General features: G+C 68.4%; 18 protein-coding genes and 1 pseudogene. 15 read left to right on the top strand and 4 right to left on the bottom strand.

Annotation, left to right across the window (positions count from 1 at the left end; genetic code table 11):
- The first annotated feature begins 5 nt into the window (after window positions 1-5).
- Window positions 6-1,442: a terminase large subunit domain-containing protein gene (locus ACWDAG_RS07680; protein ID WP_450694680.1), complete on the top strand. Its 1,437-nt coding sequence runs from the start codon at window positions 6-8 to the stop codon at window positions 1,440-1,442.
- A 4-nt stretch (window positions 1,443-1,446) separates the two neighbouring features.
- On the opposite strand, the gene ACWDAG_RS07675 is transcribed toward ACWDAG_RS07680, so the two are convergent.
- On the bottom strand, window positions 1,447-2,061 hold the full coding sequence (locus ACWDAG_RS07675; protein WP_450694679.1) for a hypothetical protein: 615 nt from the start codon (window positions 2,059-2,061) through the stop codon (window positions 1,447-1,449).
- A gap of 94 nt (window positions 2,062-2,155) precedes the next feature.
- On the opposite strand from ACWDAG_RS07675, the gene ACWDAG_RS07670 reads away from it, so the two are divergent.
- The 7 genes from ACWDAG_RS07670 (at window position 2,156) to ACWDAG_RS07640 (ending at window position 7,882) form a co-directional block, all read left to right on the top strand.
- Window positions 2,156-3,853 (top strand): hypothetical protein, encoded by a 1,698-nt coding sequence (locus tag ACWDAG_RS07670; protein ID WP_450694678.1) that lies wholly within the window; start codon window positions 2,156-2,158, stop codon window positions 3,851-3,853.
- Window positions 3,854-3,885: 32 nt separating this feature from the next.
- The gene (locus ACWDAG_RS07665; protein ID WP_450694677.1) at window positions 3,886-4,125 is read left to right on the top strand and encodes a hypothetical protein; all 240 of its coding nucleotides are present in this window, start codon (window positions 3,886-3,888) and stop codon (window positions 4,123-4,125) included.
- A gap of 561 nt (window positions 4,126-4,686) precedes the next feature.
- On the top strand, window positions 4,687-5,109 hold the full coding sequence (locus ACWDAG_RS07660; protein ID WP_450694676.1) for a pyridoxamine 5'-phosphate oxidase family protein: 423 nt from the start codon (window positions 4,687-4,689) through the stop codon (window positions 5,107-5,109).
- A gap of 38 nt (window positions 5,110-5,147) precedes the next feature.
- Complete coding sequence (locus tag ACWDAG_RS07655) at window positions 5,148-5,474, top strand: DUF6221 family protein (RefSeq protein ID WP_450694675.1); 327 nt, start codon at window positions 5,148-5,150, stop codon at window positions 5,472-5,474.
- Window positions 5,475-5,585: 111 nt separating this feature from the next.
- Window positions 5,586-5,924: a DUF6233 domain-containing protein gene (locus tag ACWDAG_RS07650; protein ID WP_450694674.1), complete on the top strand. Its 339-nt coding sequence runs from the start codon at window positions 5,586-5,588 to the stop codon at window positions 5,922-5,924.
- Window positions 5,925-6,460: 536 nt separating this feature from the next.
- A complete protein-coding gene (locus ACWDAG_RS07645) occupies window positions 6,461-7,501 on the top strand; it encodes a terpene synthase family protein (protein WP_450694673.1) in 1,041 nt (346 codons plus the stop codon).
- A gap of 132 nt (window positions 7,502-7,633) precedes the next feature.
- The gene (locus tag ACWDAG_RS07640) at window positions 7,634-7,882 is read left to right on the top strand and encodes a hypothetical protein (protein ID WP_450694672.1); all 249 of its coding nucleotides are present in this window, start codon (window positions 7,634-7,636) and stop codon (window positions 7,880-7,882) included.
- 78 nt (window positions 7,883-7,960) lie between these two features.
- Here the strand turns inward: ACWDAG_RS07640 and ACWDAG_RS07635 are convergent, their stop codons facing one another.
- Window positions 7,961-8,167: a hypothetical protein gene (locus tag ACWDAG_RS07635; RefSeq protein ID WP_450694671.1), complete on the bottom strand. Its 207-nt coding sequence runs from the start codon at window positions 8,165-8,167 to the stop codon at window positions 7,961-7,963.
- Window positions 8,168-8,633: 466 nt separating this feature from the next.
- Between ACWDAG_RS07635 and ACWDAG_RS07630 the strand changes: the two genes are divergently transcribed.
- From ACWDAG_RS07630 to ACWDAG_RS07605, 6 genes are all read left to right on the top strand, one after another.
- A complete protein-coding gene (locus ACWDAG_RS07630) occupies window positions 8,634-9,338 on the top strand; it encodes a hypothetical protein (protein WP_450694670.1) in 705 nt (234 codons plus the stop codon).
- A gap of 111 nt (window positions 9,339-9,449) precedes the next feature.
- Window positions 9,450-9,866, top strand: a complete 417-nt coding sequence (locus ACWDAG_RS07625) for a head decoration protein (protein ID WP_450694669.1) — start codon at window positions 9,450-9,452, stop codon at window positions 9,864-9,866.
- A 16-nt stretch (window positions 9,867-9,882) separates the two neighbouring features.
- Window positions 9,883-10,932, top strand: coding sequence for a major capsid protein (locus tag ACWDAG_RS07620; RefSeq protein WP_450694668.1), 1,050 nt, complete (start codon window positions 9,883-9,885; stop codon window positions 10,930-10,932).
- A complete protein-coding gene (locus tag ACWDAG_RS07615) occupies window positions 10,932-11,207 on the top strand; it encodes a hypothetical protein (protein WP_450694667.1) in 276 nt (91 codons plus the stop codon). The genes ACWDAG_RS07620 and ACWDAG_RS07615 overlap by 1 nt, the downstream gene beginning before the upstream one ends.
- A gap of 79 nt (window positions 11,208-11,286) precedes the next feature.
- Window positions 11,287-11,619, top strand: coding sequence for a hypothetical protein (locus ACWDAG_RS07610; protein ID WP_450694666.1), 333 nt, complete (start codon window positions 11,287-11,289; stop codon window positions 11,617-11,619).
- A 307-nt stretch (window positions 11,620-11,926) separates the two neighbouring features.
- A complete protein-coding gene (locus ACWDAG_RS07605) occupies window positions 11,927-12,778 on the top strand; it encodes a methyltransferase domain-containing protein (RefSeq protein WP_450694665.1) in 852 nt (283 codons plus the stop codon).
- A 189-nt stretch (window positions 12,779-12,967) separates the two neighbouring features.
- Here ACWDAG_RS07605 and ACWDAG_RS07600 read toward each other — a convergent pair whose 3' ends face one another.
- On the bottom strand, window positions 12,968-16,234 hold the full coding sequence (locus ACWDAG_RS07600; protein ID WP_450694664.1) for a P-loop NTPase fold protein: 3,267 nt from the start codon (window positions 16,232-16,234) through the stop codon (window positions 12,968-12,970).
- 300 nt (window positions 16,235-16,534) lie between these two features.
- Between ACWDAG_RS07600 and ACWDAG_RS07595 the strand changes: the two are divergent.
- Window positions 16,535-16,722: pseudogene (locus tag ACWDAG_RS07595) on the top strand (transposase); the annotation flags it as partial.
- An 89-nt stretch (window positions 16,723-16,811) separates the two neighbouring features.
- On the opposite strand, the gene ACWDAG_RS07590 reads toward ACWDAG_RS07595, so the two are convergent.
- A complete protein-coding gene (locus tag ACWDAG_RS07590; RefSeq protein ID WP_450694663.1) occupies window positions 16,812-19,082 on the bottom strand; it encodes a galactose oxidase-like domain-containing protein in 2,271 nt (756 codons plus the stop codon).
- Between the last annotated feature and the right edge of the window lie 8 nt (window positions 19,083-19,090).

Genomic DNA, 19,090 nt, shown 5'->3' with positions numbered 1-19,090 from the left:
CGGTGATGAGCGATGAGCAGCTCAAGGCGGAGATACGGGAGTTGATCCGGGCCGATGAACTGTCGGCGCGGCGGTGGGCATGCGAGGTCCCGGACTGTGACGGGCTGCCCCACGCAGGCTGGCTCCACCATCATGCGCGGGCGGCGCAGCGGCGGCCGCTGTGGCTGTGGACGGTGTGGATGCTCCTCACCGGCCGCGGCTGGGGCAAGTCGCGTACGGCGGCGGAAGCGGTACGGGAGTGGGCGCAGACACCGGGGCTGCAGATCGCCGTGGTCGCGAAGAACGCCACGCTGGTGCGGGACATTTGCTTCGAGTCTCCGAAGTCGGGGCTGTTGTCGGTGTTCCCGCCGGAGGAGGTGGCGAAGTACAACTCGTCGCTCGGTGACACCGTGCTCAAGTTGAAGAACGGCACGCTGATCCGGGGGTTCGGTGCGGAGACGCCGGACAACCTGCGTGGGTGGGCGTTCGACAAGGCCTGGTGCGACGAGTACGCGGCCTGGTCGCGGCATACCGCACAAGAGGTCTACGACATGCTGTGGTTCTGCCTGCGCGAGGCGGACACGCCGCAGGTCGTCATCTCCACCACGCCCAAGCCGCTCCCGCACGTGAAGCGGCTCGTCGAGCGCGGTCGCACCCAGGAGCAGGCCCACCGGGAGGGTGGGGCACCCCCGCGTGTGGTCCTGACGCGTGGCCACATGCGTGAGAACGACGCGAACCTGTCGGCGGCGGCTCGCGAGGAGTTGGAGGAGGAGTACGCCGGCACCCGACTGGGGCGGCAGGAGCTGTCCGGCGAACTCCTTGAGGACGTCGAGGGCGCGCTGTGGAAGGGGTGGATGCTGGAGGTCGAGGGCTTCCGGCCCCGCCCGGAGCACCTGCCGGACCTTCAGCGCCTGGTCGTGGCCGTCGACCCTGCCACCAAGTCGCACGAGAACGCGGACATGACAGCCTTCACCGTGGCCGGACGCGGCTATCCCGTGGAGTCGATGTTCGGCGACGAGCGGCCCCGCGGGTATCTGCTGCACTGCGAGCAGGACCGGCACACACCGACCCAGGCGATGAAGCGGGCCGCGAAGCTGTATCACGAGCACCGTGCGGACTGTGTCGTCATCGAGGCGAACAACGGCGGCGACTACCTGCCCGCGCTGCTGGAGCAGGTCGACCCGACGGTGAACTGGCGAATCGTTCACGCCACGCGCGGGAAGCGGGCTCGGGCGGCCCCGGCTGCGCAGCTGTATGAGCAGGCGCGGGTGCATCACGTGGGTTCGGCGCGGGTGTTCGCGGAGCTTGAGGAGCAGATGACGACGTTCGTCGGACAGGGCGAGACGGAGGACTCGCCGGACCTGCTCGACAGCGCGGTGTGGGCGTTGTGGGACTTGTTCCTCGATCCGACGATGCCGCCACCGCGGGGTGGGGATGATCAGCGACTGAGCGGACGTCGATAGCGGGTCAGCTGGTCGGCTGTGGAGTCGTGGGCGCCGGTCGCGGATCTACTGCGGGCTCGTCGGGGAGGTCTTCATGGACGGCGGCTAGTGCTTCCTCGAACTCGCCAAAGCTCCTGCCGATACTGGCGAGGTTCCAGCGTGAGGCGAAGAAGTGGGTATGAACGGGTGTTGTGAGAGCGATGAGTCGCTCGGCCTTCGCTTCGATGGTGCGCTCTGAGATCACCACGGCTCGCGCTCGGGCGACGAACACGCCGGCCATTCTGCGCGTACGGTCATAGCGGTAGGTGAGGTCAAGCAGTTCCGTGTTGTCGACCAGGTATCGGGTGGCTTCGTCGAGTTGGTCAATCCATCGTTGACGTTCGGCTTCCAGCCTTTCTGCGAGGACGGGGCGTGTTTCTGCAAGGGATGGTGGTACCGCTGTTCCCTGAAGACGCCCGCACGCCGAGAGGATGGTCAGGACTCGTTTTGCGAACTCAGCGTGGGCCTCGTGCGCGAGGCGTTTGTGATTGTTCTTGGCTTCAATTCGCGGCTTTCGTGCCTCAATGCGCGGATTGATGAATAAGCCGATGAAGAGCGTGGTCAGGGCAGCGAGAAGGATGGTGCTGATCCAGGAGGGCATGCCGGGATTGTCGGGCATCCGGGATCGGACGGCAGGGGTATGAACGGCCGATAGGGTAACGATTTGGCGCGGGGCCGACGTCCTGGAGGGACTTGTGGGCCTGCGCCAATTCGTCATTGATGCCTGGTCGTGGCTGAACTACAAGCCGGTGATGGCAGACGCCGGCCGCCCGGCGAGCCGTGCGTTCCCGGAGCTGGCGGCCTCGTGGCTGCCGCCGCATGAGCTGCGCAGGCTGGCGGCGTACAAGGTGCTGGCGTCGTACGACAACAACCAGGCCGGGCAGCTGGCGGCGGCCGCGGGTGACGAGGCGGCGTTGGAGCGGCGCGAGCTGGGTGACGCGGCGAACCTGGTCGACACGGCGCTCGGCTACCTCCTCGGATCCGACCAGCAGATCGCCGTGGCCGGTGCCGAGCACGCCGACGAGGAGTCGCCGGAGCCCGGCGCCGTCGAGGCGGCGGCCGTACAGGAGCGGCTGCGGAAGTGGGCTGAGAAGGAGCTGCTGACGCTGCGTATCCAGCAGGCGGAGCGCAATGCTGTGCTGCTGGGCGACAGTGTGTACCTGCTGGCGTGGGAGCCCGGGAAGCAGCGGCCGACGCTGCGGGTCGACGATCCGGGGTTCTTTTTCCCGCAGTGGGACGACGACCAGGACGACGACCTTCCCAGCCGGGTGCATCTGGCGTGGGAGCTGCCCGAGGACCAGGACGCCGGACTGAAGGCACGGATACGGCGGGTGACGTACGAGCTGGGTCCGGTCTCCGAGGACGGGAGCGTCACACGGGAGTATCCCTGGGAGCCGGGGCGTGCGTCGAACGTGACGTGCTATCTGACGGATGCCGAGTGGCTGCTGGAGGACCTGAAGCGCGGGGAGACGCTGGACCGGCTGCCGATGCACAAGGCCGCGTTCCGGGTGCGAGCGGATGGTACGGAGCTGAACCGGCTGGACTTGATGATCGACTTCGTGCCGGTCGTGCACATCACGAACACGATCCCGGCCGGTGGGGAGCACTGGGGCAGGTCGGCGCTGGCCCGTGTGCTGCAGGCGCTCGATGAGCTGGCCGCGACGGACTCGGACAGCTCGGCGGCGTCGGCGACGACGGGGACGCCGATCATCGGGTTGGCGGGGGCGCGGCTTCCGGTGGACCGGGCGACGGGCAGGCCAGAGAAACTGAAGGTGGAGGCCGGCGCGGTGTGGCAGCTGGGCGAGTCGGGGCGCATGGACGCGCTGGACACGTCGCCGCAGCTGGCGGAGCTTCGGGCGCGGGTGGAGCACCTGTTGGACCGGATCGCGGCGAACTCGCGGATCACGGCTGCGGGTTTGGGCACGTTGGATGCCACGGAGGTGCCGTCGGGCTATGCGTTCCAGCTGGCGCTGGCGCCGCTGGATGCGCTGGTGGCGATGATGCGGCTGGCCAGGGAGCACAAGTACCGCCTGCTGTTGAAGATGGTGCAGCGGCTGTACCAGGCCGGCCGTGCCGAGGGTTGGGCGGCCGGGGAGTCGTTTTCGGCGCGGTTGGCGTGGGCGCCGCACACGCCGACGGACCGGGCTGCGGTGCTGGACGAGGTCGTCACGGCGTACGGGGCGGGCGTGATCTCGCTGGAGACGGCGGTGCAGATGCTGCTGGACGCGGGCTATCCGATCGAGGACGCCTCCCAGGAGGTGGCCCGGATCCGGGTGGTCGCCGAGCGGGAGGCCGCGGCCAGGGTGGCAGAGGCCGTCGCGCGTAAGGGCGAGCAGGCTCCAGGCGGCGGAGACGACCAAGAGGCCGACGGGGTGCGGGCCGCCGCGGCGTAGGCGGGTGGTCGGGGCGCTTAGGATTCGCTTCCGTGGCAGACATCCCCGACGAATTGATCAAGCTGGAACGTTCCGCCGAAGATGCGCACACGAAGCTCGGTGGTCTAGACGGTGCGGCGTACGACGTGCAGTGGAAGGCGTGGCGTGACGCGGCTGCGGCGTTCCAGGCCGCGGTTACGGAGTACGCGGGGCGCGAGGGTGTGGGCATGTCGCGCTACGAGCTGGAGCAGGCGGTGAAGAAGGCGGTGCGGCACGCAGTGCCGGAGGGCTGACGGCTACGTCTGGTCGAGCCAGACGGCCAGCGTTCGGCCTCGTCGACCAGGACGACGCGCGCCGCGGGCACTCCTTTGTCATGGTCGGTGCGCAGCCATGGGTCCCACGACATCACCCAGTCGGTCTCGTCCCCTCGCCTAGAAAGGGCACCACCAGACGCCCCTGGCTGTCCTGCCGCGGCAGTCCCGCAGGACGCACCCTGCGTTCCTGCCCGTCGGGCCAACGCAGCCGGGCATCCCCGCCCTGGCGCATCGCGGCGGCGAGCTGCTCCGGTGCCCCCCCGCAGGAGGCCGCCCCATGGCGGGCCTTCGGCCGGCATCAGCTCGCCCAGCTCAGCCTCGATGGCGACCTGCTCCTCGCCGACCACCAGCACGGCCGCCCAAGAAAACGGAGACACCTTTCCGGCCTGCCCCGGTGCAAGCCCCTCGGCGAGCGGTCGGCCGGTCGCATGACGCGGGCCGAAGGGGCACCACGAGGGCCCAAAGGGCCCTAGCCCCTACCAGCGCACGAGGGCCATCCTCAAGATTTCGGCACCATCTGTCCGCGGCTCGGGAGCGGCCATGAAGAGCGAACCTGTCGGCTTCTCCACCGGCCGGATGATCGAACTGGGCCGCAAAGAGTCCCTGGCGCTGCTGGCCGGTGTGCCCGTGGGGCGCGTCGGCTTCACCCGCCAGGCGCTGCCGGTGATCCGCCCGGTCAACCATCTCATCGACGGCGACACCCTCGTCATCTGCACCCACACCGGATCGGCGCTGCTGCACAATGCGTCCGTCGACGAGATCATGGTCTATGAGGCCGACCATCTCGATCCGGACACCCGGACCGGCTGGAGCGTCATGGTCACCGGCCGGGCCACCCCGGTCACCGCACCGCTGGAGGTGGCCCGCTACCGCACGCTCCTCATTCCCTGGATCGGGCGGGACATGGATCAGATCGTCCGTATCCAGGCCGAGCTTGTCACCGGCTACCGCCTTACCCGCTGACCGGCGCATGTGCGCCCGACACACGACAGGTCGAAGCCATGGGCATCATCACCGACCTGGCCGTCTTCCTCCGCGCCCGCTGGGACGAGGAGGAAGACGGCAGTGTGCTCTTCCACGAATTCACCTGCCCCGTCCCTCAGCAAACCCGGCAGGACTGCAGGTGTTCCTGCCCCTGCCCCACCCAGATCCGCACACGTATCTCCACCCACCGGCGCATCCTGACCGGCTGCGAGCAACGCATCCGGCGCGAGCATGAGGCTGGCCCGTGCTGGCCGCTGGAGTCGATCCTCGCCTTCCAGGGCATGAAAGCCCTCGCGCTGCCCTTCGAACTGCATCCCGACTTTCAGGACAGCTGGTATCCCTGACCTCCCCAGCACAGCTCCTGCCCAGCGGTTCAGGCGCGCCCATCAGCACCGCAGCCGTCACTGCTGAAGGTCACGTGTGCAGTAGGCAACCTACAACCTAGAATCGAATGCGTGAACGATTCGGTCCCTTCGAGACTTGTGCTGCTCCGCTTCCTGGAGCGGGTGCAGGAACGGGACCTGGCGCGCACCCGCCGGTGGATCGCCGACGAGGAGCGCCGTGAAGCCGAGCGGCAGCGCGGTATCCAAGCTCGCCCGCCGGCACCGGAGTGGCTGCTCGACATGGGGCTCAACCGGCAGTCCCCGCCCTCGTGCGTGCATGTCGGGGACTGCTGGAGCGCGGGCAAGCGCAGCCAGGCCATAAGCCGGGAGCAAGCCCGGGGCGCGCTCGCCGACGGGGTCAAGGCATGCCCGCAGTGTCAGCCTGATATGGCCCTGGGGATGCTGGACTAGGTGCTGCGCGGATGCCGCCCGGTCGTCTACTTCGCTGTGGTCTCCGCGGCCGTCTTTTTGGCTGGCTGGGGCCCCCGGCATGCCTGCGTTCCCTGACATCACCAGCCAGGACGACACCTGACGCCGTGACCCTGCAACCGCTGAGGCCAGGGCCCAGTAGCACTAGCGGGGCAGGGCGCATGGCACGTACCACCAGCGCGCTCAATGTCGCGTGCATGCGCCGTCGTCCTCCGACTCCTTGTTTGATGACGCAACCAAGAGGGGGATCACCGGAACGGGCTGGTCTCCCCAGACAAGAGGCTGCTTTCGACGAGGTCCGCCTCCCTTACCGGCTCGCCCCGTGTGCTGCAGTTCGCAGTAATGAGCTGCGTGGTCAAGGCACCGGCAAACGGAGCAGCCGTCGACATCTCCCGCGGCAACAGCAACTGGCGGAACTTCGCCCGAGGCCACGTCGCCAGGACCCTCCCCGGAGCACCCCTCTTCGACGCCGTACGCGAAACGGCGCCCGAACTCATAGCTCGCAAAGGAGCCGTAGCATGGACGCCCGCATCCTCCCGGTCGCTGACACCATGCCCGCCGAGTTCAAGCACGGCCCGGCGGGACCCGCCGACCTGACCTCGCAAGGACCGGCCGTGCAGGCACTCCACCGGGAGTTCCCCATCGCGTCCCACCCCATGCCGGCGTGGGTGCACGATGCCGGGCGGCACACTGCCGACTGGCTGCGCCGGATGCGACTGGTCCAATCCACCGCAGCCGTCGAGCATTTCACGGCGACCAGAACGGAACGGTTCGCCGCACGGACCCATCCGGAGGCCCCGGCGGACCGCGGCGACATCCTCGCCGACTGGTACACCTGGCTGTTCAACGTCCTCGACGACCGGTTCGACGATCAATTCGACGAGGGTCGCATCGGCAGCAACCCCGCACATGTGAAGGCCATCGTGGACGCGATCGTAGCTGTCATCGACGGCCGGCCCCCCTCGGGGTCCCTCGCATTGGCGTGGGGCGAACTGCAGGCCCGCATCTGTGCCTTCGAGCCCCCTGCACCATGGACCGAGCGTTTCCTGGCGCATGTGCGGGAGTATCTGTATGGCTGCCTTTGGGAGGCTCGCTACCGCACACAGTCCCGGGTGCCCGCACCGGCGGACTACCCCCTGGTGCATGGAGCATCCAGAGCCATCATCCCCTCGTTCGACCTCATCGAATTCGCCACCGACACGTATCTGCCTGAGCCCATTTACGCCTGGACGACCTACCGCATCACGGTGGATGCGGCGAGCCAAGTCGTCGTCTACTCCAACGACCTGGCCAGCCTTCCCAGGGAGCATGCCCGAGGCGAGGTCTTCAACCATGTGATGCTGCTGGTACACAACCACGGGTATTCCTGGCCCGAGGCCGTGGCCACGGTACGTCGACTCCTCGATGCGCAAATGGACGTCTTCTTCGCTGGCGAAGCCGCCCTGCGCACATGGCCAGACTGCACCGAGCTGGAGCCGAATCTGCGCGGTCTGCGTCACTGGCTGCGAGGGAACCTGGACTGGTCGGTCGAGACCAGTCGGTACCTTGCCCCACGGTGACAACCCTGAGCACGACCAACCTATGAGTCGTCGCGCCGTGCGGCATCCGGGCGCCGGAAGTTATCCACAGCCCAGAGCACAGTCCCATGACCTTCAGTACCTTGCTGCCTCTGTGGATCACAAGGGGGCGTTATGCACAGGCATGGAACGGTGTTCGAGGAGCTCGCGGTGGAGGTCATGGCGGAGCTGCCGACGGATGAGGCGCGGCGCGAGGTCCTGGATCTCGTTGATCTGGTGCGCGCGGCCCCTCGGGCATGGCCGGACGTACGGGACCCCGGCAGCATCGAGGAGATCCGCGAGGCCTTCGGGTCGCGCTGCTGGATCCAGTACATGCCGCATGCCGGAGCCATCGAGGTACGCGAGATCGGCTGGGTGGGCTGACGCGGCAATGGCGATGGCCGAACAGGAGTGGCTGTGCGCCTCGGGCGCGAGGGTCGGACGGAGAAGGCGGCAGGAGGTTCACAGAGGGGACCTTTCCTGCTGCGTTGCCTTCGTCCATTCGACCAACTGCTTGATGAGGTCAATGACCCTTTTCTGGCGACTCTCGGGCAGGAAGGCCCAGGACAGCCAGGAGGGTGCCAGGAGGACCACAACGATGATCAACGGGACGATGCGGAGTGCCCCCAGAATGTACTTGGGACTGACCAGCTCCAGGATGTGCTGCACGGCGGCGGCCTCTCGTGGCGTCGCCGTGCCCTAGCTCCAGGGCGACCTGGGGAAGGTTCTCACGGCGAGAATTCAGGTAAGAACGCGCGCTGTTGCCAGCGCCAACGTGCTCCCAGGGCCACAAGTAGAGAACCACTTGGCGTGCCGACGGTCCTGCTTGAGGGCAGGCGTCTAGGGAGCCGCAGATGATCAAGGCTCAAATCTGCGGCGTGGATATTCGCAATTCTCGATACATGAGTTGCCCCCGTCGTACCCGGCGATCGGTCAACCGGCGTCCGTGCAGTATGACTTGATGAGCAGCCGGGTTGCAATACACGACTGGATGCGATGCGGCAAGTACTCTCGGTAGACATTCGCCCTAAAGAGAGTATGCGTGTAGGGGCAGATGTCCGGTGTGATTCGTGGGGCTGTCTGCGCTGATGGCTACACTGATCGACAGCGCGGGGGCGCGCTCTGGAGGAGATGCATGGTCCGGCCCCTGCCGCCTCGCCGTCTTGTCGGCTTTCGCCGTGACGGGCGGCCGATCTACCCAATTCTCGGCGCCTCTACGGAAGACGAGACGAACGATCAGCTTGATGACACGGCCGAGTCCGGCCAGGAGCAGCAGGTCACGGTCACCCAGGACCGGTTGGGCAAGATGCTCACCCGGGAGAAGGCGCAGGGTGAACGGGCGGCGGTCAAGCGGCTGTTGTCGGCGCTCGGGTTCGACTCCCCCAAGGCGCTGACGGAATTCGTGACCTCGCAGCGAGAGGCCGAGCAGGCTGCGCTGTCGGAGGTAGAGCGCCGGGAACAGGCTGCTGCGGAGCGGGAGTTGCAAGCGGCCCGCCGGGAGGAGCTGGCTGCTGAGCGGGAGCGTGCGGCCTTGCGCCGCGGTGCCCTGGTGGCGCTCGGCGCGGAGGGTGAGGACTTGGTGGATGCGGAGCGTCTGCTTGCGGTCGACGACGAGGACGCGGACGAGACGCAGATCCAGTCGGCGGCCGAAGCCTTGCGTGCGCGCCGTCCGGAGCTGTTTGGTGAGGTACGCACTCCTGTACCCGCGGCGCCCGCGGGGGCACCGGCCGGCCGAGGCCCGAGCCGTACGGCACCTGTGTCAAGGCCAGGTTCTGCGGGGCTGGAGATGGCCAAGCGCCGGGGCCTGATATCGGAGTTCAGCGACTCCGCCGCCCGATAGACAGACCCGAGCACAGACCTTGGGGACCACGCCCCCTCGACTTCGTGGACGGCACCGCCCCCATGGGCGGTGTGCGGGTAGCTGACCGCATCGTCCATGGAGACACGCAACATGAGCATCCAGCCCGTTTCGAAGTCCGAGTACACGACCGCCAACCGCGAGTGGCTGGCCTCCCTGCACGGCACCGACTCGACCGACACCATCACCCTCGACCTGAACCTGTTCACCGAGGGCGTCCACTACCAGTGCGGGGACGGCTGCGAGCCGTACGGCCGGGTCTTCTCCGGTGTGCCGGTCGGCAAGGTCGCCGAGTCGAAGCTGTACGGCCCCTACGACCCGGAGGCCACCTGCGGCCGCCAGATCCTGCGCGGCTTCGTGATCGCCGAGGCCCCGTTCGCGCCGGGGCAGACCCGAGTGCCGGCCGCGCTGCTGTGGCACGGCGCGGTGCGCGCGTCGAAGGTCCCGGGCGGCATCGACCTGTCGCAGCTGACCTGGCACCCGCGCGGTGCGCAGGTCCGCTTCCTGTGAGCGGGGGGCGTGAGCTGTGACGATTCAGGACCTGTTGAAGGACGTCCAGGCGGTTGACCTGACGGCGTTCGCCCGCGCCATCCCGTCGCCGAAGGACTTCCTGCTCACCCAGTCGATCTTCCCGACGATGGTGCTGCCGGAGGTCAAGTGGCGGGTGAGGGACTCCGGCCGGTACGTGAACGTCGCCAAGTACCGGGCGTTCGACGCGTCGGTGCCGTTCGCGACCCGTGAGGCGTGGCAGACCTCCCGCGAGGGTGCGCTGCCCGCGCTGGGGCAGAAGCTTGTGGTGGGGGAGCAGGAGCAGATTCTGCTGGAAGCCTCCCGCGGTTCGGATCAGGACCGGCTGATCGAGTTGCTGTATGACGATGTTGAGCGGCATGTGGAGGCGATCCGGTCGCGGCTGGAGCTGGCCGCCGGCGACGTCCTGGCGGACGGCCGATTCTCGCTGGTGCAGGAGAACGGGCTCACGCTGGAGGTGGACTGGAACGTCCCGGCCGAGAACATGCCGGTCGCCGCGCGGCCGTGGTCGGACCCGGAGTCGGATCCGATCGCGGACGAGCTGCGGTGGATCCAGCACCTGGACGACATCGGTGCCCCGGAGCCCGAGCAAGTGGTCACGTCACGGAAGGCGTTCAGCTTCTTCGCTGCGAACAACGCCTACCGGGCGGCCTATTACGGGTCGGTGAGCCCGTCGACGACGCCGACCGCGACGTTGACCCCGCAGCAGATCAACGTGGTGCGCGGCAACTACGGCCTGCCGCCGGTGACGTTCTACAAGGCCCAGGTGCGGGTGGACGGCAAGCCCCGCAAGGTGCTGCCGGAGGACCTGTGGATCCTGGTGCCGCCGGAGCGGGAGAAGTGGGCGCAGACCATGCTCGGCGTGACCGCCGAGGCGCTCGTGCTGTCGCGCGGCTCGAACCCGGAGATCATCCGGGAGGACGCTCCGGGCCTGATCATCACCCGTGGTGTGCAGGATGACCCGGTGCAGATCTGGACCAAGGGCGCCGCGGTCGGGATGCCGGTGATGCACACGCCGGACGCGCACATCGTGGCGAAGGTGCTGTGATGCCGGTGCGTCGACTGATCGCAGCCGTGTATGTGAAGGACCCGGCTACCCATGAGGACCTGATCCTTCTGCCCGGCGAGTGCCCGGCTCCGGAGATCGCCGCGCTGGTGACGAACCCGGACGCCTGGGAATCGCCGCCGTGCGACGAGGCGGAGCCGGAACCTATCGCCGTGGGCGAGCCCGATCCGACCGGCGGCACAAGTGGATCCAATCAGGAACAGGCAGAGGGCACGAAGAAGGCCCCGTCACGGCGGACACGCTCGGCCTCCGCGTAATACGGTCACCTGCACGGCCCGGAGCCAGCACCCCCGACTCGCTCCGGGCCGTGCCTCGTATCCGAGGGATGTGAAACCGGTGGACGAGTTCCAGCGGTCATGGCTGCTCGCACAGCTCGGCCCCGACACCGATCCGGCCGACCTCGAACGCCGCTTCTTCCGATTGCGGTCGGCGCGCGCGGTCGCGCTTGAGGTGTTGGGCGAGCGGCGCGCCAAGCTCCTCGGCGATCCGCTGAAGGTCACCGTCGACAACGTGGTGACCATGGATCTGCAGGAGAACTTGCGCGGCATCGAGCGGCAGATCGAGCAAGTCCGGCAGGCCCTCGCCCCGGACGATCCAGGTGACGAGGACGAAGCAGCGGAAGCGTCGATGGCGGTGACCTGGTTGGCTCCTGCCCGCCGCTACCGGTAGTGCGGGTCACACGTGCCGGAGACCGGCGATCAACTTGTTCACCTAGGACGACGTGTCTCTCAACTTCGTTGGGGCATGAGGGGCTTCGCCAATGCTCGTAGACTCATGACGTGGCATTCATGAGCACCCCGCACTGCTGCTTCCTGTGATCGGAAGACATTGAGGGCGATGCCCGACGGCGTCGCCCTCCTTGGCGTGCCTGTTGCATGAACCACGCTCGCGACGCTGCCCGTACCTTCCTGCGGCAGTGACGCTCCGAGCACGGGCAGGCACGGTTTCTTCCCTTCACCGTTGCCAGGAGTGCCTCGTGCCTGTGTCGTTTCCCCCTGCCCTTGAACTGTCTCTCGACGTGCTGCGCTGCCCAACGTGCCGCAGGCGCCACCTGCACCCCGACTGCGGCGCACTGCGCTGCCCGGCGGGCCACACCTTCGACATCGCCCGCCACGGCTACGCCGGACTGCTGACGGGCACCCGCGCCACCAGCGGCGACGACGCGGCCATGGTCCAAGCCCGGAACCGCTTCCTATCCACCGGTACCTACGCGCCCATCCGCAACATCGGCGCACACCTGGCGGCCGACGCCGTCGCTGAGCAGGCCACGGTCGTGGACGTGGGATGCGGCACGGGCTACTACCTGGCCGGCGTGCTCGACCGGCTGCCCGGCGCCCGTGGTCTGGGTCTGGACACGTCAGTGCGCGCGCTGCGCTCGGCAGCCCGTGCCCATGACCGAGCTGCCGCGGTGGCCTGGGACGTCTTCCGCCCGTTCCCGCTGGCCGACGGGGTGGCCGATGTCGTGCTGGACGTGTTCGCCCCGCGCAACCCAGCCGAGTTCCACCGCGTGCTGCGCCCGACCGGCCGGCTGATCGTGGTCCGTCCCACCGGGCGGCACCTGGCCGAGCTGCGCGACCGGCTACCTGCCATGGTCACGATCGACCCGGCCAAGGAACAGCGCCTGCACCGGGCGCTGGCCCCATTCTTCGAGGGCACCGTCACCGAACGAGTGGAGTACACGGCACCCTTGACCAGGCTGGATGCCCTGGATCTGGTGGCGATGACACCGAGCGCACGCCACGTGAGCCGCGCAGACCTGAACGATGACGGCCTCCTGCTTGATGAGGTCACCGTCTCCGTACTGGCCACCGTCTACCAGCCTCGGTGACCACGAACGGGCGCAAACGCCTGCTGGCTCTGTTAACGACTTCCGTCAGCGTTTGTGCTCCAGTTTGGGCAGCATTCAACGCGCTGTGGAAATCGAACGATTCATGAACCTTCGGTGGCTGCGTAGGTGTAGGCGGAGCTTCGGTGAGTGCGAGATCAGATGTAGCTGGTTTCAGTGCGAGGGCACTGCCTAGTGGTTGGACTGGCGCTCTTCGGCGCCGTGGCGCAGGGACTTGACGATCTGGCCGGCGGGGAAGGAGAGGCGGGCGGTGGGGATGACCCACGGCTGCCAGGGGCCGAGGCGGGCAGGCAGATCGAGTTGGTGGGCGGCGGCTGCGTCGGTGATCTGGCGTAGTGCGGTGTGCAGTTCGGTCCACTGCTGGGCCTGAGTGAGGCTCAGGTCGCGGCGGACCGCGTTGCTGTAGGTGCCTGGGTGGTCAGGGTGTGGCCCTGGAGCCAGCTCGGCCACGAAGCCGGGCCAGGATTTTTCGGGGTCGGTGTCGGCCTGCTGGTGGAGGTGTCTGCACAGGTCGGGGCCGAGAGCGGGGAAGGCCACCAGGGCGGCGATCAGGACCAGTCCTGCGCGGTAGGGGCGGTAGTGGGTGGCGGGGGAGGTCGGGGTGGTGGGGTTGGGGCGGTCGGTGTGGTCGTGTTCGCGGTGGGGCTGGCGGAGGGCGGTCAGCAAGCCGTAGCTGTTGGCTAGGCGCTTGACGGACCGGGGGGTCAGTGGCAGGCGGGGTGGGCCGACGAGCCGTAGCAGGCGTGCCTCCTCCTCGGTGAAGGTGAGGGGGTCGGTCATCTCGACAACCGGCAGGGCCTCGACGGCGGGCCCGTACAGCTCCTCGTCCCAGGCTGCGGCGTCCTCGCTGGTGGAACCCGTGGACGGGGCCGCGTCAGCTTCGGGTGCGCGGGTGGACGGCAGGTCGGATGTGCCGCCGTCGGCGGCCGTGGTGGGGGTGGGCGGGGCGGGGGTGTGCACGGTGATGAGTGTGTTGAGCATGCGGGCGTAGCCGGTGTCGTCGACGGGCGGCAGGGTGAGGACGATCTGGAAGATCTTCTCCAGGTACTGGGCGGGTGTGGAGATCCAGTTGTCGTCGAAGTCGGCCGGTGCACTGCCGGGGAGGTGCAGGAGGTCGCGGTAGTGGGCGGCAATGGAGCGCAGGAGCCAGCGGGGATCGATGGCGACCACGACCACAAACAGTTCGACGGCCAGCAGCAGGTGGATAGCTTCCAGCATCTCCATGACGCGGGCGGGCGGGCAACGGTCGAGGTCGTCGATGTAGACGATGATGCGGTCGATGTGCGGCAGTTCGTCCATCGCCTCGTCCCGGAGTGGTGCGGCGCCGTCGTCATCGGCGGGTGGCGGAGCCTCCCGCTGCCGGGAGGCCTGGGCGAGGAGTATGGCCATGCGCTGGAAGTCCTCACGGATCTGCGTCATCAGCCCAAGCTGGCTGCGGTAGTCGCCGGCGGCGGCACGCTCGCCGATCAGGCCCGCCAGCTGACCCGCAGCGGTCAGGTTCTGCAACTCCTGCTCCAACGCGGCCACTTCCGCCGTCGCGACGTCGGCAGCGGTCTGCAACGGCGCCCGCAGCCCTTCGACCGCCCGATGTACTCTCCTGCGCGCCTCATTCAGGTGTTCCCATGCCGGCTTGGCGTGGTTGGCTGCGGAGCGGACTCCCTGCGTCAGGAAGACCACCCCGCTGATGGCCAGCCACCGGGTGGCGTGCGGCCATATCCAGGTGATCCCTAAGGGCAGGACCGCGCTCGCCACGAGTGCCAAGGCGAACCACAGCCACGCACGCCACCCCGCAGAGCGCATGAGGGTCCATGCGTTGGCGAATGTGGCGCGCAACACCCGGGCGGTACTCACACTTTCGCGATACAGGGCCTCCGCGGGCAGTTCACCTCCGGCAGCCTCCACGATGCTGCGACGGCGCCCTTCGTCCAGGTTCTTCCACGGGACGTCGACGCGGGACAGGGCGCGCTGGAGGTCGTCGCGGCGCTGCCGGGCGGCGTCGAGACGCTCCCTCACCTGCCGCTGGGCGACCAGGTCAGCGGTCAACCTGGACATCTGCCGCTGCGCGGTACCCGCATCGCCGCCCGGCGGGGCAGCGAGCTGCGCGAACAGCTCGGCGACGAGGCTCGCCCACAGGCTGGTCTCGGCATAGTGCCAGGCGTTGAAGCGGACCTGGCGCACGTAATCGCACGCGAGCCGACTACCGCTCAGGGCCTCGACCTGCTGGCCCAACAGATCGAGGAAGTGGCTCTTGCCCTCGCCCCAGTCGCCGAACAGACCCACCGCCAGAGGCGGACTGGCCGTTCGTGCGGTCACCAGCTCGGCGACAGCACGCGCCTCGCCGTCGCGATCCAGTTCGTCAGCCGCCCGCCCCCCGAGCCCGTCCGAACGGTAGCCGGGCAACCGCGGCACCGCACGCGCCTCCTGCACCTGCCACAGATGCACCCGACCGTCGTCGCTTCCGGCGGCGAGGAGCAGCCGGGACCCGTCCCGCGCCCAGGCCAGCCCCACCGTGCCGCCGGGGCCGGTGACGGTGAGCGGCTGGCCGAGTGGTTCCGGGGCGTCGGCACCCTGCCGTACCTGCCACAGATACACCCGACCGCGGGAGCTGCTGGCGGCGGCGAGGAGCAGTCGGGACCCGTCCCGCGCCCACGCCAATGACTGCACCCAGTCGCCAGTGCCGATGAGCGGCTGGCCGAGTGGTTCCGGGGCGTCGGCACCCTGCCGTACCTGCCACAGATACACCCCACTGCGGGAGCTGCTGGCGGCGGCGAGGAGCAGTCGGGACCCGTCCCGCGCCCACGCCAACGACCGCACCCGGTCGCCAGTGCCGATGAGCGGCTGGCCGAGTGGTTCCGGGGCATCGGCGCCCTGCCGTACCTGCCACAGATACACCCGATGATCGTCGCTGGCGGCGGCCAGGAGCAGCCGGGACCCGTCCTGCGCCCACGCCAACGACTCCACTGCGGCGTCGGGGCCGGTGAGCGCATGGCCGAGTGGTTCCGGGGCGTCGGCGCCCTGCCGTACCTGCCACAGAAACACCCGACCGTCGTCGCTGGCGGCGAGGAGCAGTCGGGACCCGTCCCGCGCCCACGCCAACGACCGCACCCAGCGTCTGGGGCCGGTGAGCGCATGGCCGAGTGGTTCCGGGCCGTCGGCGCCCTGCCGTACCTGCCACAGAAACACCCGACCGTCGTCGCTTCCGGTGGCGAGGAGTAGCCGGGACCCATCCCGCGCCCACGCCACCGGCCACACATTGACGTCGGGACTGCTGAGCGCATGGCCGAATGGTTCCGGGGCGTCGGCACCCTGCCGTACCTGCCACAGAAACACCCGACCGCCGTAACCGGCGGCAAGGAGTAGCCGGGACCCGTCCCGCGCCCACGCCAACCCCACCGTGCCGCCGGGGCCGGTGACGGTGAGCGGCTGGCCGAACGGCAACCACCGAACACCGGCACTCGGTTGAGAGTAGTTCGAGGGCGAGGGTGTGGTCACCGCCCGATAATGACTCGACACCCACGCTGGGATCTCCCAAACGCAGAACCTCGCAACTGCTTGGCCGACACGGCACCGACGCTCTTACTCGACGGTAGTGAAACAGTCGAGCAAGGCGCCCTCGCAACCACTAATCCGATCGGGGTACTGCCGTTTCTCACGAACTATCGAACACCACGCAACGTCAGTGCCGCCCAAATTGGTGGACAGTTGCTGTCGATTCGCTTCTCGTGAACAGAGCCACGCCTGCCGACCGACGAGCAGTGGGCGCGCCTGGCGCCCTGCCTTCCCCGCAATGCAGGGAAGGCAGGGCGCCCTTCGCTGATCACCGTCGCATCGTCGAAGGGATCATCTACCGGCACCGCACCGGAATCCCCTGGAGAGATCTGCCGTGCGCCACCGCATGGCCGCCGTGCTCGCTCTCACCGCGCCACACCTGCGTGCCGGTCGGGCGGACAGGACGGAGACAGTGAGCTTCATCGGAGCGTGACCGGCTGTCCGGAAGCGGGGCTGCGTTGAGGGCTCAGCCGAGTTTGATGAAAGGCGCCGTCTTGCAGGGCAGGCCGTTGGTGTCGACGAGCCAGAGCATGTAGGAGCCGGGAGGCGCGACGGTGCCGTCCGGTGGGGCGGTGACGGTGAGCGAGGAGCCCGCCCTGGTGAATGGCACGCTCACGTACCGTTGGTCGCCGTCGAAGGAGTGCGTCACGGAGCCGCACCGCAAGAGGACGACTTTCGCGATCGACGGGGCGGTAGCGGCCGGGGTGTAGTCGACACGGAATGCCTGGCCATAACCGACGGCACCCGGCGCTGATTTGATGGTCACCCGGTCGGCGACCGCCACGTAGTCGGGCTCGAACAGCTCGATGGACAGGTTCGGGGTCGAGGTGTCGTTGAACTCCGAGCCGGCCGTCCACACGCGGCCATCGGGCATGAGCAGCGCGACGGAGTGATACCCCCGGGTCTCTGCCGCAACGGCGCCCGTGCTCCAACTGCCACCGGCCGCCGACGGGTGATACAGCTCGGCCGCCCGGACTCCGTCGGTCTCCTTGTACTGCTCCTTGGTGACGCCTCCGGAGACGAGCACGTCCCCCGTCGGCAAGAGGGTGGCGGTGCAGAAGTAGCGCACGGGCGGCCGACCCGAGGCAGGGTCGGTCAGAGCACGCCCCGCCGTGGGCGTCCACTGAGGGTCGGCGGCCCCCAGATCAGTGACGACGGCCTGTTGGGCACCGCAGGCCAGGATCCGGGGACGATAGTTCTCCTCGTGGTGCAACGGCAGCAGCACGGAGGTGGTGGGCTGACTCGTGAAGAAGCGGTCCAGGTACATCCCGTCGATCGCCTGCGGCCCGGTGAACGCGCGCGTGACCTGCTGACTGCCCGGGCTGTAGCAAAGGCTCTTGTCCATGACATCCACGGCGTAGGGCGGCGTCGTGTCGTCCCGATTCGCCGAATACAGATTGCCGGACTGGGGGTTGGCAGTCACGAGCCGGCTGTAGAGAGGCTGTACGACAAAGACCTCACCGGTGTGGGGCAGCACGTGCAAGCGCGGGTAGTAGACCGCGTAGTCGTGGGCCCCGCTCACCCCGAGCTGTTTGTCCACGCCCTGCCAGGAGTTGCTCTGCTGGCGGTAGATCTCCGGCTTGGTGTTGTTGTGCCGCTCGTCGTAATCGTAGAACCGGTCCCCGTACATCCCGATCAGCGGATGCCCCGTCAGCGCGAAGACACCGCCGTCCGCCAGTGTCACCAGCGTGGGGTACCACCGTCCGCCGCCCATGGGCCCGCCCGCTGCCCGCTGCGCCGGATCCCGGCTCAGCTCTCCCGCGAACACCCAGAACTGCCCGTTCAGGATGAGGAACCAGGGTTGCCATCGGGGTCCTGCCTCCCACCAGGCGCTCCAGACGGCCCCGTCGGTGCCGGTGGCGAAGAGGTCGAGGTGGTCGCCTCGCCAGAGTGCGGTCACTGTCGCGCCGGGCTGCATTTTCACTTCGGGGTGGATGAGGAACCAGGGTTGCCAGCTGGGCTCTGCCTCCCACCAGGTGCTCCAGACGGCTCCGTCGGTGCCGGTGGCGAAGAGGTCGAGATGCTTGTCTCCGTGCCAGAGCGCGGTCACTGTGGCGCCTGGCTGCATCTTGACCTCGGGGTGGATGAGGAACCAGGGCTGCCAGCCCGGTCCTGCCTCCCACCAGGTGCTCCAGACGGCTCCGTCGGTGCCGGTGGCGAAGAGGTCCAGATGGTCGCCCCGCCAGAGCGCGGTGACGGTGGCCCCCGGCCGCATCCGCACCTTCGGCTGGATCTGGAACCACGGTACCCAGCCAGGTCCGGGTTCCCACCAGGTGCTCCAGACAGCTCCGTCCGTGCCCGTGGTGAAGAGGTCCAGGTGGCGGTCACTGTGCCACACGGCCGTGACGGCGGCGCCGGGCCTGGCCCGGTACTGCGCCGTATGATCGAACAGCCAGCTGGCGCGCGTGCCGCTCCAGTGGGCGTGGTGTGGGTCCCCTTCGGCAGGGTCGGGCCAGTGCTGTGTGCCCCCTGCGACGACCAGTCGGCCGTCCGGCCGGAACGCGTGGCCGCTGCAGAAGAGGTCAGCGTCCGGTGAGCCCGGATTGGACACCTGCCGGGTCGCGCAATCGTAGAACCTGGTGTGATCGATCTGAGCCTTTCCCGCGGGATAGCGGGCGTCGGCGACCGGGTTCGGCTCGTTCTCGATGGCCTCCCACAGGGGAGCCTCCACCCACTGGCTGCCCGAGAAATAGAGCACGCGCCCCTGTTGTCCCACCGGCAGCAGGGCCGCGTGCACCGCGAGCA

The organism is Streptomyces sp. NPDC001157, assembly GCF_053598255.1.
This window is presented reverse-complemented; position numbering and strand designations above follow the sequence as displayed.